This is a genomic window from Micromonospora sp. ATLC20 (assembly GCF_057196585.1).
Map to the genome: position 1 here is coordinate 1 of NZ_JBXUOV010000131.1, position 16,376 is coordinate 16,376.

At 70.6% G+C, this 16,376-nt stretch carries 11 protein-coding genes, 2 tRNA genes and 1 pseudogene; 11 read left to right on the top strand and 3 right to left on the bottom strand.

The genetic code is table 11. The features are described 5' to 3' along the window. Positions 1–285 precede the first annotated feature (285 nt). Positions 286–1,137 (top strand): hypothetical protein, encoded by an 852-nt coding sequence (locus AC2CHG_RS22760; protein ID WP_366621744.1) that lies wholly within the window; start codon positions 286–288, stop codon positions 1,135–1,137. A gap of 103 nt (positions 1,138–1,240) precedes the next feature. Here AC2CHG_RS22760 and AC2CHG_RS22765 read toward each other — a convergent pair whose 3' ends face one another. Next, positions 1,241–2,536 (bottom strand): glycosyltransferase family 87 protein, encoded by a 1,296-nt coding sequence (locus tag AC2CHG_RS22765; protein ID WP_484525525.1) that lies wholly within the window; start codon positions 2,534–2,536, stop codon positions 1,241–1,243. 74 nt (positions 2,537–2,610) lie between these two features. On the opposite strand from AC2CHG_RS22765, the gene orn reads away from it, so the two are divergent. Both orn and AC2CHG_RS22775 read left to right on the top strand, forming a co-directional pair. Next, positions 2,611–3,201 carry an oligoribonuclease gene (orn, locus tag AC2CHG_RS22770; protein WP_013474266.1) on the top strand — a complete coding sequence of 197 codons (591 nt, stop codon included), beginning with the start codon at positions 2,611–2,613 and terminating at the stop codon, positions 3,199–3,201. A 90-nt stretch (positions 3,202–3,291) separates the two neighbouring features. Next, positions 3,292–3,367 (top strand) — tRNA-His (locus AC2CHG_RS22775). A gap of 48 nt (positions 3,368–3,415) precedes the next feature. Here the strand turns inward: AC2CHG_RS22775 and AC2CHG_RS22780 are convergent. Further along, positions 3,416–4,711 carry a L,D-transpeptidase gene (locus AC2CHG_RS22780; RefSeq protein ID WP_262016086.1) on the bottom strand — a complete coding sequence of 432 codons (1,296 nt, stop codon included), beginning with the start codon at positions 4,709–4,711 and terminating at the stop codon, positions 3,416–3,418. 162 nt (positions 4,712–4,873) lie between these two features. After that, positions 4,874–6,148: a L,D-transpeptidase gene (locus AC2CHG_RS22785; protein WP_484525526.1), complete on the bottom strand. Its 1,275-nt coding sequence runs from the start codon at positions 6,146–6,148 to the stop codon at positions 4,874–4,876. A gap of 187 nt (positions 6,149–6,335) precedes the next feature. Between AC2CHG_RS22785 and AC2CHG_RS22790 the strand changes: the two genes are divergently transcribed. The 8 genes and pseudogenes from AC2CHG_RS22790 to AC2CHG_RS22825 form a co-directional block, all read left to right on the top strand. Continuing rightward, positions 6,336–6,411, top strand: a tRNA-Lys gene (locus AC2CHG_RS22790). Between the two features lie 271 nt (positions 6,412–6,682). Continuing rightward, positions 6,683–6,937: a hypothetical protein gene (locus AC2CHG_RS22795; protein ID WP_262016088.1), complete on the top strand. Its 255-nt coding sequence runs from the start codon at positions 6,683–6,685 to the stop codon at positions 6,935–6,937. Between the two features lie 39 nt (positions 6,938–6,976). Then, complete coding sequence (locus AC2CHG_RS22800) at positions 6,977–7,528, top strand: kinase (RefSeq protein ID WP_463840397.1); 552 nt, start codon at positions 6,977–6,979, stop codon at positions 7,526–7,528. A gap of 47 nt (positions 7,529–7,575) precedes the next feature. Then, positions 7,576–8,409, top strand: coding sequence for a MerR family transcriptional regulator (locus AC2CHG_RS22805; protein ID WP_262016090.1), 834 nt, complete (start codon positions 7,576–7,578; stop codon positions 8,407–8,409). A 409-nt stretch (positions 8,410–8,818) separates the two neighbouring features. Next, positions 8,819–8,992 (top strand): hypothetical protein, encoded by a 174-nt coding sequence (locus AC2CHG_RS22810; protein ID WP_484525527.1) that lies wholly within the window; start codon positions 8,819–8,821, stop codon positions 8,990–8,992. A 133-nt stretch (positions 8,993–9,125) separates the two neighbouring features. Continuing rightward, the gene (locus AC2CHG_RS22815) at positions 9,126–12,323 is read left to right on the top strand and encodes a DNRLRE domain-containing protein (RefSeq protein WP_484525528.1); all 3,198 of its coding nucleotides are present in this window, start codon (positions 9,126–9,128) and stop codon (positions 12,321–12,323) included. Between the two features lie 116 nt (positions 12,324–12,439). Beyond that, positions 12,440–15,901 carry a LamG-like jellyroll fold domain-containing protein gene (locus AC2CHG_RS22820; protein ID WP_484525529.1) on the top strand — a complete coding sequence of 1,154 codons (3,462 nt, stop codon included), beginning with the start codon at positions 12,440–12,442 and terminating at the stop codon, positions 15,899–15,901. A gap of 91 nt (positions 15,902–15,992) precedes the next feature. After that, positions 15,993–16,376, top strand: a pseudogene (locus AC2CHG_RS22825) (hypothetical protein); the annotation flags it as partial.

Here is a 16,376-nt window from a genome sequence, read left to right on the forward strand (position 1 = left end):
GCGGACGACGACGATGACGACGCCGACGGCTCCGGCGCGGCCACCGCCCTCGGCGTGGCCGGCCTGGTCGCCGGACTGGGCGGCCTGGCCCTCGGCGGTCTGGCGTTCGCGCGTACCCGGCGGGAGCCCGTCGCGAAGTCCTGAATGCGAGCCACGCACCGGCCCGGCGGAACGATCCGCCGGGCCGGTCGCCGTTCCGGCCCCGGTGCCGCCGATATCCGGCGATCGGCCGACCCCCGTCGGTAAGGTCGGCCGGGTAATCGGCTACCGAGAGGGACGACGCGAATGCGTTTCGTACGCACGATCGCCGGCATGGTGCTGCTGGCGTTGGGGATTCCGGCACTGCTGGCGGGCGGAGGTCTCTGGCTCGCCGCCCGGCACGCCGACCCGGACGGCGGCTTCGGCGCCCGGTTCGAGCCGGTCCGCACGCCGGCCCGCGCGGTGCTGGTGACCGACGTGGACGCGTTGCTACGCGCCGACCTGCCGCTGGCGCGTACCGGACAGGCCCGGCTGCACCTGACCGCGCGGGACGACGACGGCCCGGTCTTCCTCGGCCTCGCCCCGGCCGACCAGGTGCGACGGTGGCTGGCCGACATCCCGCACAGCACCGTGCGCCGCGTCGCGGTCACCCGGGGCCCGCTGCCTGTCGATCTCGACCCGGCCACCGTCGGCGCCGCCACCGCCGCGCCGATGACGGAGCCCTTCTGGGTACGCGAGGGCGTCGGCTCCCTGGAGTGGAGCCCGGCGGAGCTGTCCGGCCGGTCGCTGAGCCTGGTCGTGATGCGCGTGGACGGCGCGGACGGGCTCGACCTGCGGATGCGTGCCGAGCTGCGGGCCGGATGGTTCCCCGGGCTGGCATGGGCGCTGCTGGCCGGCGGCACGCTGCTGGTGGTCCTCGCCGTGGCGGTGCTGCTGCGCCCGCTGCGGCCGCGTGAGGTGGTCTTCGTGGTCGAGCCGGATCAGGTGCCGGTGCTGGCCGGCCGTCTCGGCGTCACCTCGCTGAGCGGCCTGGGCCGCCAGCCGGGCCCGGTGTCGCGACCCGAGCGGCACCTGGTGGCGGTGGGCTCCGGGGCCGGCGGGCGGACCCGTGCGGCGATCGCCGCCCCGCCCCGCCGGTGCCCCGACGACAAGGACTGACGGCGGGAAACCCGAACGGCCCTCCGCGCTGCCGACGCGGAGGGCCGTTCTTCACCGGGGGATCGGTGCTACCTGGGAGAAAACTGAGGTAGTTGATACCAGATTAGCGCTGATCGCCGTTTGTTGCGAGGTGTGTCCGTTCAGTCCGGGCCATCGTTTTCTCGCCCGCATGCCGGCGGATCGGCAGCACCGCGAGCAGGAGCAGGCTGAGCAGCACATACACGTTGCGGACGACGAAGTCGACAGGATCGTCCGTGTGCACGATGGCGGTACCCCAGTCCTGGAACGTCACCAACCCGTACACGATCGGCAGGCCGACGACGGCGACCAGCGCGAAGAGGCCGCCGCGACGGCGGGCCCCGGCGGGCGTCGCCGGATCGGCGTCCAGTGCCGCGTCGACGAGCACCACCACAGCGGGGATGAACCAGTACAGGTGGTGGATCCAGGTGATCGGGCTGACCAGCCCGCCCACCAGCCCGGTCACTGTGAGACCCACGAGCGCGTCCCCCGCCCGGGCCGCGCGCGCCGCCCGCCACAGGCCGAACGCGGCCACCGCCAGCACGAGCAGCAGCCACAGCAGCCGGTCCGGCTCGGCCGGCGCAGTCAGGCGGCTGAGCAGCCCGAACAGCGACTGGTTGCCGGTGTAGTCGGGGCGGCCCACCCGGTCGGTCACCCACAGCTCGTGCGTCCAGAACCGCCACGAGTCACCCGGCGCGACCGCCGCGGCCAGCAGCGTGGCCACCGCCGCCGTCACCGCCGCCACGGCCGCCGCCCGCCACTTCCGGGCGGCCAGCAGGTAGAGCACGAAGATGCCGGGGAACAGCTTGAGCGCCGCGGCCAGGCCCACGCCCACACCGGCCCAGCGCCGCCCCTGCGGTACGGCGAACAGCAGGTCGCCCAGGATCAGCACCACCAGCAGCATGTTGATCTGCCCGAGTGTGAGCGTCTCGCGCGTGCTCTCCACCGCCAGCACCAGCAGCACGGCGACGGTCAGGCCGAACCCGCGCGGCAGATCGTGCCGCCGTAGCACCGGCAGCACCAGCCAGCGGGTGGTCACCACCACGGCGGCCACCGTCAGCACCGCGAAGGCGGCGATGGCCACCCCGAGCCGCAGGTACCCGAACGGCGCCAGCAGCAGCGCCGCGAACGGCGGATAGGTGAAGTAGAGCGCGCCCTGCACCCGGTCCGGCTGGACGTAGTCGTAGAGCGGGTGCCCGGCCGCCCACCAGTCCATCGCCGACATGTAGATCTTCTGGTCGTAGTAGTCGTGGCGCAGGTTGGGCAGGTAGAGCGCCGGCAGGATGGCGGCCAGCGCCAGCACCGTGAGCACCCGGCGAGCCGTACGCCCGCCCGCGTCGTCGCGGGCGACGGCGGGTGGGGCGACGGGTTCGGCTGGCACGCAGGAAACCCTAGCGGTCCACCTCGGCCACCGGGCCGAGGCGCGGGCGGGTCGGCGGCGCGTAGTCTGTTCCGGTGGCTGATCTTCTCGTCTGGATCGACTGTGAGATGACCGGGCTCGACCTGCGGCGGGACGCCCTGATCGAGGTCGCCGCGCTCGTCACCGATCCCGACCTCAACGTGCTCGGTGACGGCGTCGACGTGGTGATCCACGCCGACGACGAGGCGCTCGACGGCATGCCGGAGATCGTGCGGACCATGCACGCCAAGTCCGGCCTCACCGAGGAGGTACGCCGCTCCACGGTGACGCTGGCCGAGGCCGAGGACATGGTGCTCGACTACGTGACCAGCTACGTCAAGGACCCGCGTACGGCCCCGCTGTGCGGCAACTCGATCGCCACCGACAGGGGTTTCCTGGCCCGCGACATGACCCGGCTCGACGCGCACCTGCACTACCGGATGATCGACGTGTCCTCGATCAAGGAGCTGTGCCGGCGCTGGTACCCGCGGGTGTACTTCGGGCAGCCGCAGAAGGGCCTGGCCCACCGGGCGCTCGCCGACATCCGGGAGAGCATCCGCGAGCTGGAGTACTACCGGCGGACCGTGTTCGTGCCGCTGCCGGGGCCGGACGTCGAGGCCGCGAAGGCGATCGCCGCCCAGCTCTGAGGGCCCCGCCGAACCCGGTGGACGGGGTCGGCGGGAGTGTGGCTATGATTAGTCCGCGCACCGCCCCGGGCGACCGGAGCGGCGAGCATGGTGGCTGTAGCTCAGTTGGCAGAGCACCGGGTTGTGGTCCCGGTTGTCGTGGGTTCAATTCCCATCAGTCACCCCACACGACGAAGCCCCCTCCTCCAGGAGGGGGCTTCGTCGTGTGCCGGGGTCAGGGGGTCGGCTCGACGCTGGGCGTACCGGCGTCCGGCGTGGTGTCGGCCGACGGCGGCTCGTACGGCAGGGCGCTGCCCTTGACGTACTCGTCCCAGCTCATGTTCCAGTCGGTCCAGCCGTTGCCGTTCTGGAGCTTGCGCTCGGTGCCCTTCACGGTGATCGGGTCACCGATGCGGGTGTTGGCGAACAGCCAGTTCCCTTCCTTCATCGAGACGTTGACGCAGCCGTGTGACACGTTCGTGCGGCCCTGCACGCCCTCGGACCAGGGCGCGGCGTGGATGAACTCGCCGCCCCAGGTGAGCCGCTGGGCGTAGTCGATCTCGGTGCGGTAGCCCTCCTCCGGGCCCAGCTCCTCCATGGTGTCGAAGACCGTGTGCCGGAGCTTCTCGATCACCACCATGGTGCCGCTGGAGGACGGGGTGCTCTTCTTGCCCAGGCTCACCGGGATGGTCTTGACCACCTTGCCGTCGCGGGTGACGGTCATCCGCTTGGTGCGGTTGTCGACTGTCATCACGAACGACGGACCGATCTTGACGTCGACGCTGAGGTCGGCCCGGCCGTACCAGCCGCCGCCCAGCGGCAGCCCGCCCGCCTGCACCTTGTAGCTGACCGTGCTGTTGGCCTTCCAGAACGTCTTCGGCCGGTAGCGCACCTCGGTCGGGCTCACCCAGTGCCAGATGCCCTCCTGGGCCGGCTTCGAGGTGACTGTCATCCGGCGCTGGATGTCGTCGCGGTAGTCCTCCGGGATGGCCCGGCCGAATTTCACGATCAGCGGCATGCCGACACCCACCACCTGGTTGTCGCCCAGGAAGCTGGTGACCCGGATCTGCTTGGCCGGCTTCGCCATCGTGGTGAACGTGCTGGTGGCGGTGGCGGGCTTGCCGTCGTCGCCGGTCGCGGTGACGGTCGCCGTGTACGTCTGCCCGTACTCCAGGGCCGCTGACGGCAGCCAGCTCCCGCCGTCCGCCGCGAGCGTGCCGTCGACGACCTTGCCGGCGGCGTCCTTCAGCTCGACTGTGGTCTCCTGCGCCTCCTTCGTGGTGAAGGTGACGGCGGTGGACGCCGGTACGTCCTTGGCGTCGGCGGCGGGCTCGCTGATGGTCGCCGCCGCCTTCGGGGCCTTCTCGCCGCCGTCGCCGCCGCCCTGCCAGCTCGACGGCTTGTCGCCGCCGCCGCTGGTGCAGGCGGTCAGGGCCATCGCGGCGGCGAGCAGCCCGGCTGCCAGCGCACGGCGGCGGCCGACGCGTCGGGCGCTCGCGCCCCGGATCGGTTCGTCCTGGCCAGCTCGCATGACTCCCTCACAAGGTGATGCCGTTCCCCGTCGTCTCAGGTCAGACGCGCCGGAGCGGGTACGCGTTGCCGGACGTGAAACGGAACACCCCGCACGGGTGTAACGATTCCACTGGCGTCCGGCGCTTCGTCGGAGGTGGCGTGTCCGACCACGTTACGCCGGTCAGAACGGCGCCGGCTGCCCGCCCTGCGGAACCGGCAGCGCGCTGCCGGCGACGAACTGCGACCAGCTCATGCTCCACGCCGTCCAGCCGTTGCCGGGGGCCAGGCGGCGCTCGGTGCCCTTCACCGTGATCGGGTCGCCCACCATCGTCTTGCCGAACAGCCACCGGCCGTTGGCCATCGACACGTTGACGCAGCCGTGCGAGACGTTGCGGCGCCCCTGCACGCCCTCGGACCAGGGCGCGGCATGGATGTACTCGCCGCCCCAGGTGATCCGCTGGGCAAAGTCGATCTCGGTGACGTAGCGGTTGGCCGGGTCCGGCTCGCTGCGGGTGTCGAAGACGGTGGACTCCTTCTTCTCCATCACCACCATCGTGCCGCTGGAGGAGGGGGTGCTCTTCTTGCCCAGGCTGACCGGCAGCGTACGGATCACCGCGCCGTTCTCGGAGACCGTCATCTGCTTGGTCGCGTTGTCCACGGTCATCTCGAACGCGCGGCCGATCTTGGCGGTGGCGCTGCGGTCGATGTTGCCGTACCGGCCGTTGCTCAGCGGAATCCCGGCCAGCGCCAGCCGGACCGTGATCGTGGTGCCGGTCTTCCAGTATTCCGGGGCCCGGTAGTACGCCTGCGTACCGTTGTCGACCCAGTGCCAGGCGCCGGGCTGCGGCGGGTCGGTCTGCACGAACATCCGCTTCTGCACCGCGGCGCGGTCCTTCTTCGGGATGCCCGGGGAGAACTCGGCGACCACCGGCATGGCCACGCCGTACGTCTTGCCGCTGAACATGTAGAGGCCGGAGCCGATCATCGACTTGGGCTTGGCCATCGTGGTGAACGTGCTGGTGCCCTGGTAGGTCTGGCCGTCCTTGCCGGCGCCGGTGACCGTGGCGGTGTACTTGGTGCCGTACTTCAGCGCTGCCGACGGCACCCAGCTGGAGCCGTCGCGCCGCATCCGCCCGGCGACGTTCGTCCCGTCGACGGCGGCGAGCACCACCTTCGACACGGTGCCGCCGCCGGGGATGCGGGCGCTGATCTCGGTGCTGACCGGCCGGGCGTTCGCGCCGTCGGCCGGGCTCACCGTCAGCGGCGGCGCGGCGGCGCTGTCGCTGGGTGCGACGCTCGGGTCGGGTGCGGAGGACGAGACGCCGCCCACCTGCTGCTGGCCGGGCACGAACTCCGGCTTCTTCCCCTCGTCGCCGCCGCCGCACCCGGTCAGTGCCAGCGACGCCGTCAGGACCAGGGCGCCCACCGTCGCCCCGGCCCGCGCGAACCTGCCCATGCCCACCCCTGTCCTCGCATGCCTGGCGGACATCGTGCCGTATCGACGCTCACACGCCCGCCCCCGCGCCGGAACGGATGACCGTTTTGGCCGCTTTCGCCGGTTAAGCTCGTCCGAAGGGTGGACCCCGGTATCGGATTGGAACCCGCCTCGGCGGGCGTGCTAATCTTCTTCCCGTTGTCAGCGAGCGCCGCTAGCTCAACTGGCAGAGCAGCGGACTCTTAATCCGCGGGTTCGGGGTTCGAGTCCCTGGCGGCGCACCAACGATCAAGGCCTCGACCGGGCGTTCCACGCCGGTCGGGGCCTTTTTCGCGTACGCGGGTGCCGGTGCGGCGGGGTGATCGTCAGTGGGTGGAACGCCGCGGTTGTCAAACGGGCCGGAAGGCACCCATGACGTTCCACCGGGGCGCGGCCCAGCCTGGTGGCGGGGTGGAAACCGGCCCGGGGGTGCGCCTTGTGCCGCCGCCCTAAGCTGATCATGGTCGTGCGGCCATGATGGACGGTCGGGCGACGACGATGAGAATGGGAGAAGACATGAAAGCCTTCCGACGGCCGCGGATCCGCAGCCTCGTCGCCGCCACCTCGGTCGCGGGCGCCCTGGTGCTCGGTCTGGGCGCGCCCGCGTACGCGGACTACTCGAGCCCGACCTACTCGACCCTGAAGGCCTGCAACGACGCCCGGCCGAAGTACCAGTCGTCGTGGACGAAGCCCCAGGCGTGCCGCCCCATGTACAACTGGGACGGCACGAAGGTGATCGGGTACGCGTTCCTGGTGATCACCCGGGCCTGATCGGCATCCGCCTGCGGTACCTGACGCCAGGGAGGGATCGTGTCCGCTGAGGCCACCGGCAGCTCGGACACGATCCTCGTCTGCATCCGGGGCAACTCCGGCTCGGGCAAGAGCAGCATCGCCCGCGAGCTGCGACGCCGGCACGGCCGGGGGTGCGCCCTCGTCGAACAGGACTACCTGCGCCGCATCGTCCTGCGCGAACGGGACAAGGCCGGCGGCGTGGCCCCCGCGTTGATCGAGCAGACCGTCCGGTTCGCCCTCGACCACGGCTACCACGTGATCCTGGAAGGCATCCTGTACACCGGCCGCTACCGCGACGTGCTGACCTCGCTGCGCGACAGCCACCGGGGGCGGTCGCTGTTCTGCTACCTCGACGTGTCGCTGGCCGAGACGCTGCGCCGGCATCTGACCCGCCCGCAGGCCGGTGACTTCACCGCCGAGCAGATGAGCGGCTGGTACGCCGCGCACGACGTCCTGGGCTGGCCCGGTGAACTCGTCCTCCCGGAGACCACCGGCCTGGACGAGGCGGTCGAGGCGATCGTGGCCGTCTCCGGGCTGCCCCAGGACGGGCGCGACGACGACAGACGCTAGCCGGCGTCACTTGCCCTTCCGGTTACCGCAAGGGGCAGTCTGGGGTCATGTTGTCGATCAGCGAGTTCAGCCAGATGTGTCACCTGTCGCCGCAGGCGCTGCGCTTCTACCACGCCGAAGGGCTGCTCGTGCCCGCCGAGGTCGACGGTCGGACCGGCCACCGCTCGTACGCCTTCGACCAGGTGGAACGGGCCATGCTGATCACCCTGCTGCGGGACACCGGGATGAGCGTCAAGCTGGTCCGGCGTGCCCTCGACGAACCGGACCAGGCGATCGCCCTGCTCGACCGGCACAGCGACGAGGTCAGCCGGCAACGGCAGGCTCAGGCAGACGCCATCGCGGCGGCCCGCGCCGTCTTCGAGGCGCAGCCCGAACCGCGGTTGCGGCACGTGCCGGCCACGACGGTGGTGGCGCGGCTCGTACCCGGCACACCGCTGGGCCGGGACGCGCAGGAGTGGGACCGGGCCGAGGAGATCATCACGGCGGCGGCGGCCGACCTGGTCACCACGGTGCGGCAGGCCGGCGTCACCTGCCTGGGTGAGCCGTGGCGGACGCTGGCGCTGGAGACACCGGAACAGGACCGGCGGGTACTCGACGGCACCGGGCCGTTCTGGACGGTCAAGGTCGCGGTGGATGGCATCCCGGAGACGCTGCCGTCCCTGCCCGCCGACCTGATCGTGCAGACGCCCGACGCCCACGACGAGCTGTCCGTCTTCGTGCCGGGCCGCAACACGATGGCCAAGTACTGCACAGTGGTCCTGCGCCTGCTCGACGCCGTCCCGCCCGACGGCGACCGGTTCGTCAACCTCGCGCGTCTGCGCCAGGAGGTGCGACCCGACGGCGTACTGAGCAGCGCCCCTGTCGAACGCCGACCGGAGTGACCCACGGAGGACCTCAGCGCTGAACCGGTCCGCAGCCCGGATATCAGAACGTCGACCAGACCCTGACGATCGGTGCCGCATTGCTTTCGACTGGTAATCGTCTTCGCCGATTACCTCGCTCGCGTCCGCATGATGATCACCAACGCGTCACTCCGCGGACGAGGGCGATCCCGATGCCCGAATGCGGCGAATATCGCTCGATGTTCTGACGATACGAATCGTCTTTCCGCGGTCACTGTTCGGCGCTCCGTGCTGGACCGATGACCTGCCCGAGCGGTTGGCGTGACGCCCTCCGCCGCCATTTCGGTGTGTCCATGAACCTGAGTGGTCCGGCATGGCCTCCCTATGGACGAGGGCCGCATCGGCTGATTGTTCGATCAATGGCGACTACGCCGTGTAATATTCGAAGATGACGATGCATGAAAATGGTTCGCATGGTGAAGTGGTCCGCGCGGGGTCAGTTGACTGCGGCAACCATCTACTGATCTGCGGTTTTGAAGATCGACCGGGCCGCCCGGCGTCGCCACTCGTGGATGCGGCAGCCGCCGTGAGTTCCAATGTGGAGGACGAGTTTGATCACTGAGCGTGTTGACCTGTCGATCGGATGTCCATTTCGGCGTGATCCGTCCTGACGGAACGTGTCCGGCCTTGTGCGCTGAGGCAGGACGCCCTTAGAGTCCCGCTCGCACAACTGGAAAGCACACGGGGGAGGGTTTGTGGCACGTCGAGTGACGGCCACTGTCCGTTCGTGCCTGGCTGCGGGCGTCGCCGTACTGACGGCGGCCGCGTTGGCGGGCGTACCGGGAGAACCGGCGGAGTTTCTCGCCGCTGGACCGGACGGCGTGACAGGCGGCGTGGAGAGCCGGACCGATGAAGCGGTGTCCCTTCGGGCCGCCCGCGAGTCCGGCAAGCCGGTGCAGGTCAAGAGCCTCACGTCGGAGACGACAGAGGTCTACGCACTGCCGGACGGTCAGTTCCGGGCCGAGCTTTCGGTCGGCGCGAGCCGGATCCGGCGCGGTGACCAGTGGGTTCCGGTCGATCTGACCCTGCGCAAGGGCGCGGACGGGCGGATCGCCGCCATCGCGCACCCCTTCGATCTCGTCGTCTCCGGCGCGCAGCCGAGCGGTACGCCGGAGCTGGCCGTCCTCGGCCACGGAGCGGACCGTCTCGCGGTCGGCTGGGCCGGCCGGCTGCCCGAGCCCAAGCTGGACGGCGGACGGGCCACCTATGTCGACACGCTGCCCGGGGTGGACCTGGTCGTCGAGGCGACCCGCGCCGGGATGGAGGCGTTCTTCGTCGTCAAGGACCGCAGCGCCGTGAAGCAGGTCGCCCGCCTCACACTGCCGATCACCGGGCCGAACGCCGCCCGGGCGGTCCGCGACGCCAGCGGCAACACCGCCATCGAGGACGCCGCCGGCCGGGTGGTCGCGCACACCCCCGCGCTGCGAATGTGGGACGCGCGGGTCGACACGCTCGGCAACCCCATCGCCGAGACGGCTGTCGCATCCACGATCGCCCCCGCCGCCGAGGCCCGTGGAACCGGCGGGCTCGACCTGACGCTGACCCCGGACCTGCGCTGGCTGAACGACTCCAAGCGGGAGTACCCGATCGTCATCGACCCGACGATCAACCCGCTGTACACCACCTTCGACACGTACATCCAGGCCGGCGACACGGTCAACCGGGGCGGCACCGACGACCTCCGGCTCGGCCGGCTCGGTCCGACCGGACCCGTCACCCGGTCCTTGCTGCGCTGGGACACCGAGGCCCTCGTCGGCAAGCAGATCACCTCCGCCACCGTCTCGTTCTGGAACTGGTGGTCGCCCCTGTGTGAGGGCCGGTCGTGGGAGCTCTGGACCGTGGGTGCGGTGGCCGACGACATGATCTGGGACACCCAGCCGACGTGGAACAACCAGGAGGCGACCACCCTCGCCACAGCCGGCTTCGACACCAGCTGCAACGACGCCTGGATCGGGATCAGCGGGACCACGTTCTTCCAGCGCGCGGCGAACGCCGGTGACACCCGCGCCGACATGGGTCTTCGGGCCACCGACGAAACCGATTCGAAGTCCTTCAAGCAGTTCCGCTCCCGCAACGCCGCCGTCAGTACCGAGGTGCCCAAGGCCAGCGTCACCTACAACTCGCGGCCGACCGTGACGGCCCGGTCGACCGTCCCCGCCACCACCTGCGCGACCGGCTCGGGCCGTCCCCTCGTCAACACGCTGACGCCGCAGCTCAAGGCCACCGTCGCCGACGGCGACGGCACCGCGATGACGGTCACCTTCGAGTGGTGGGCGATGAACGCGGAGAAGGCGATCGGTTCCGCGTCGTCCAGCAACGTCGCCTCCGGCGCCACGGTGGCGGCGACCGTTCCCGCCGGCGCCTTCGTCGACGGCGGTATCTACCGCTGGCGGGTGAAGGCCGCCGACGGCGTCTCCGGCAGCGACGTCTGGTCGTCGTTCTGCGAGATGCAGGTGTACACCACTGCCACTCCGGTCACCGGATGCACCGGCGGAACGGACAGCGACTTCAACGGCGACGGCGTCGCCGACATCGCGATCGCCGACCCGGAGGCCACTGTCAACGGTCAGATCCGGGCTGGCCGGATCAACGTCACGTACGGCGGCAGCACCACCGTGCACACCTTGCACGAGGGCGGCGCGAACATGCCCGGTGCAGCCGAGGCGGGTGACCGCTTCGGCACGTCGATCGCCGCGTACGACGCCAACAACGACGGGTGCACCGACCTGGCGGTCGGCGTGCCGAACCAGGCCGTCAGCGGCCAGGCCCAGGCCGGTGTCGTCTACGTGCTGTTCGGATCACCCGCCGGCCTCGCGCAGGGCCCGCCCGCCGTCTGGTACCACCAGGACAGCGCCAACGTCCCCGACGCGGCCGAGGCGTACGACTGGTTCGGCTTCGCCGTCGCCGGCAGCCGGACGGCCGGCGGTGAGCCGTACCTCGTCATCGGCGCGCCCGGTGAAGGGCTGACCGGCGGTGCGCTGGCGGGCATCGTCCACTACCTCCGAGGCAACGTCAACGTGGCGATGTCCCAGGGCAGCGGCATCCCGGGCGCGGCCGAGATCGACGACCGAACGGGCTATGCGGTGGCCGCCTCCACGTACCACTGGGCAGTCAGTTCCCCGGGCGAGGCGATCGGCACCGAGGCCTTCGCCGGATCGGTGAACGTCTTCAGCCACACGCTGAGCAACGGGCTGCCGACCCTCGCCGCCGGCCTGGAGCAGAACGTCGCCAACGTCTCGAACGACGCCGAGGCCAACGACAACTTCGGCAAGTCGATCTCGATCGCGCCGTACCGGCCCGTCGGTGCTCCCGCCGGCCAGGCCGACTCGCTGGTCGTCGTCGGTGTGCCGGGTGAGGACCTGGTCGTCGCGGCCACAAACACCCCGGCACCGGACGCCGGGCTGGTGCACCGGTTCCACGTCACGGCTGCGAACACCTTCACCGAACTGCCCGCGATCACGTACGCCTCGGAGGACGGTGACTACCTCGGCGAGAAGGTCGTGGTGGTGAACACCTCGCCGGGCAGTGAGGGCACCAACGCGACGATGTTCGTCGCGATCGGCGTGCCGGGTGAGGACGCGGGCACGTCGGTGGCCGACTCCGGACGGGTACGCATCTTCCCGGCGCTGGCGAATCCGATCGGCACCCCGACCACGCTGCACCGGGAATCGGGCGGCATGCCGGGGACGGCCGGCGCCCAGGAACTGGTCGGCGCCTCGCTCTCGGCCACCTCGGAGCGGCTCTACGTCGGCACCCCCTACGGCACCGACGCCGTATACGGGTTCACCTGGTCCGATCTGAAGGCGGGCAACCCGGTCCCGAGCATCACCTGGCAGCCGGGACAGGGCGGTCTCCCCACCGGGCACAGCGCGTTCGGGGCGGCGATCAGCTGATGAAGACCATCGACATGAGCAGTTATCCAGCGGGGGAGGACCAGAGGGTGGCCCGTCGTACGAGAAAACGGGGCCGGGTGTTCACGCTCGGCCTCACGCTCGGCCTCGCCGGCCTGATGTCCACAGCGGTGTTCGTCCAGCCCCCGGAGCCGGCGCCGCGCACCGCCGCGGCCTCGGAGGACCTCGTCCGGGACACCGAGGCCGAGGCGCTGGTGGCCGCCAGGGCGCTCAACCAGCCGGTCGAGGTGCTGGCGCACCGCACCGAGTACCGCGACGTCTTCGCGCAGCCGGACGGCACGCTCATCGCCAACGGCCACACCCAGCCGGTGCGGGTCACCCAGGGAGACGCCTGGGTGCCCGCCGACTCGACCCTGGTGGTCCAGCCCGACGGCTCGTACGGCCCGGCCGCCGCGCTGCTCGGCATGCAGCTCTCCCAGGGCGGCACCGCGCCGCTGATGGTGGTCACCCGGGACCAGAAGAGCATGACCCTGACCTGGCCGCACGGGCCGCTTCCCGCCCCCGTGGTCGAGGAGAGCAAGGCGACCTACCCGAACGTGTTCCAGGATGTCGACCTGGTCGCGAACGTCACCGTCGAGGGCTTCTCGCACGTACTCGTGGTCAAGACGCCGGAGGCGGCCAATCTGCCGGAACTCCAGAACCTCCGGCTCGGCGTCGCCGCGGTGGGCCTGACCATCGAGGAGACGCCCGAGGGTGGCGTGGTGGCCCTGGACCCGGTCACCGACAACCCGGTCCTGGAAGCGGACGCGCCGACCATGTGGGACAGCGGAAGCCAGGAGGGGGGCGATGCGGCCGCGGCGCGGTCGCTGGACGCCTCGTCCACCGACCCGGGCGCGGCCTCGGCCGAAGGGCCGGGCGACACGTCGGAGGTGGCTCCGGTCGGCCTCGACTACTCGGACAACACCCTCACCCTCATCCCGGACCGGTCCATGCTCACCGATCCGGGGGCCTCGTTCCCGCTGTACATCGACCCGGTGTGGCAGAGCAGCACCAACAGCGCCTGGGCGATGGTGGACAGCGGCTACCCCAACGAGGAGTACTGGAAGTTCGACGGCAAGCGGCACGAACGGATCGGCCTCTGCCCCAGTTCCTGCAACAACTCGAAGATCAAGCGCCTGTTCTACCGGCTCGCCACGCCCTACTCGGGCAAGACGATCCTGGAGGCCACCTTCCGGGTCACCCTGCAGCACGTCTACAACTCGACCGCGCGGGCGGCGGCGCTCTACCTGATGCCGGCCGGGATCACCTCCTCCACCAACTGGAGCAACCAGCCCGGCGGCTCGGGCTGGTCCGGAGCGACGCACCTCGCCACCAGCTCACCGACCAAGACGCAGGCCACCTGCACCTCCACCAACCAGAACACGGAGTGGAACGCGAAGGCCGCGGTGCAGCAGGCGGTGACCAAGGGCTGGAGCAACGTGACCCTCGGCCTGCGATCGGTCAGTGAGAGCGACTCGACGCACACCAAGCGGTTCTGCGACAACGGCGTCCTCTCGGTCCGCTACAACCGGGCGCCGGTGATCGCCAACCTCAACGAACTCACCATGTCCCCCGGCGGGCAGTGTGTGTACGGCTCCGGCGCGCCCTACGTGGACGTGCCGCCGCGGCTGAACGCGGTGCTGCGGGACCCGGACCACTCCTCGGCTCACACCGAGCAGATCAAGGCCGAGTTCAAGGTGACCTGGACGCCGGCCGGCGGGACGTTGCAGACGCGCTCGTACACCACTCCGCTGAAGGCCAGCGGATCGGTCTTCTCGTACACGGTCCCGAGTGACATCGCGCAGAACGTCCCCATCTCCTGGGAGGTACGGGCCAGCGACAACACCAGCTGGGGTCCGTGGAGCAGTGAGGGCTCGCGCAACGTCTGTCAGTTCCTCTACGACAAGACCAGCCCCAGCGCCCCCGACGTCGACTCCGCGGTGTACCTGCCGCAGGACGCGGCCGACAACGGGACGGCGAGCGCGTCGAACTGCATCGAGAGCGACGAGTGGCTGGGTTCGATCGGTGTGCCCGGCAACTTCGTCTTCGACTCCGCCGCCACGGACGTGGTGGAGTACCGGTACGGCTTCAACACCAACCCGGCGCCGGGGGTGAACGTGCTTCGGCCCACGACCGACGGCGGGCCGGTCACCCTGCCGAACTGGTACCCGGACAAGGAGGGCCCGCGGACGATCAACGTCCAGGCCGTCGACCGGGCCGGTCGGTCGAGCAGCATCGCCTCGTGCACGTTCCGGGTGGGCAAGCGACCGCCGACCGCCCAGTGGTCGCTCGGCGAGGTCGCGGGCGAGGACGGCGCCGGCGACGGGCTCGGTGACAACGACGCGACGGCTGGAAGTGGCGTCACGTTCGGGGTCGAGGGTCCGGGCGGGACGTCCGACACGGCCGCCCGGTTCGACGGGACGGCCGACGCCCACCTCACGACCAGCAAGCCGGTCCTGACCGACACGTCGGCGAGCTTCGCCGTCACCGGCTGGTTCAAGGTCGACGATGCCGGCCGGCGGCAGGTGGCGGTCAGCCAGGACGGCACCGGTGAGCCCGGGTTCGCGCTGGGCGTCGAGGGCGGATCCTGGTTCTTCCGGATGCCGGTCAACGACGTCAACTCACTGGGCCGCTGGCAGGTCGACGGTGCGGCGGCCACCACGGGTTGGACGTACGTGACGGCCATCTTCGACGGGACGAAGAAGGAGATGTCGCTCCAGGTCGGGAACAACGCCCCGCGCATCGCCCAGCGCAGGTCGCTGACCAAGGCGCGCGGTCCGCTCCAGATCGGCCGTGTGCTGACCAAGAGCGGTTACGCCGACAACTGGGAAGGGGCGATGGCGGACGTCTCCGTCTTCGACCGGCTGATCATCGCCGACGAGGTCACCGGCCTGCAGAAGACGGCGCCGAGCCGCAAGGCGTACTGGCGGTTGAACGCGGAAACCAACAAGGTCAGCCCCGAGGAACGCGGTGGCGCGGGACTCACTCTGGGCAGCGGTGCGACGGTCTTCAAGCACCCGGTCCTGTCCCTGCTCGGCGGTGGTCACCTCGCGCTGACCGGTAACGCGGACAGCTACGCCAGCACGTCGACCAACGCGGACATGGCGGGCAGTTTCTCGATCAGCGCCCGGGTCAAGCTGACCAGCAACTGTGCGGGTACCCCGATGACCGTCTTCTCGCAGAAGGGCACCAACGGCAGTTCGGTCGTCGTGCGCTGCAACAACGCCGGGCAGTGGGAACTGGCGATGGCGAGCACCGACACGGTGGCGCCGGAGTGGACCACGAAGGCCACGGATGAGGCGCCGAAGCTCGTCGGCAAGGGTGACCACCTGACCCTCGTCTACAACGGCTACGCCCGCGAAATGGCCCTGTACGTCAACGGGTCCTTCACCGAGGCGATCCAGCTGGTGTCGCCGTTCGTCGCCACCGGTGGGGTGCAGCTGGGCCGCGCCTGGCTCGACGGCGCCTTCAAGGAGCACCTGTCCGGCGCCGTCGACGACGTCCGGGTCTACGACGGCGTGGCCGACAAGGTCCTGATCGAGAAGCTCAACGTCCAGGTCCGCGAACAACTCTCGCTCTGACGTGACAGGCGGTGGGTCCGCCCGCTCCCGGGCGGGCCCACCGGCACGCGAGACCTTTCCCCGTTCTTCTCCCCCAACCCCTGGAGGGGTGATGTTCTCCCGACTCCTGGTCCGGTCCGGCGGGTTCGTCCGCCACACCGTACGACCGGTTTCCTGGGCGATGGCCGGTGTCATGGCCGCCGGCTTCATCCAGATCGCGACCCCACCCGCCTCGGCCGAGGCGAAGCCGAACCGTCCGTCGACCTCGGACGCGTCCAAGGTCCTGCCCAAGCGCGACCCGCTGCCGGCCAAGCCGAAGGCGGCCAACCCGGCGGTGGCCGCAGCCTCCACCGCCCCGGCGAAGGTCACCTGGCCCGCCGCCGGCGCCGCGGACATCACCGTGCCGGCGCCCGCGTCGGCCCGGTCCACCGCCGGTACGTCGAAGGCCCCGGCGGCCACCGCCAAGATCGGTGGCCTGCCGGTCGCGGTGTCGGCC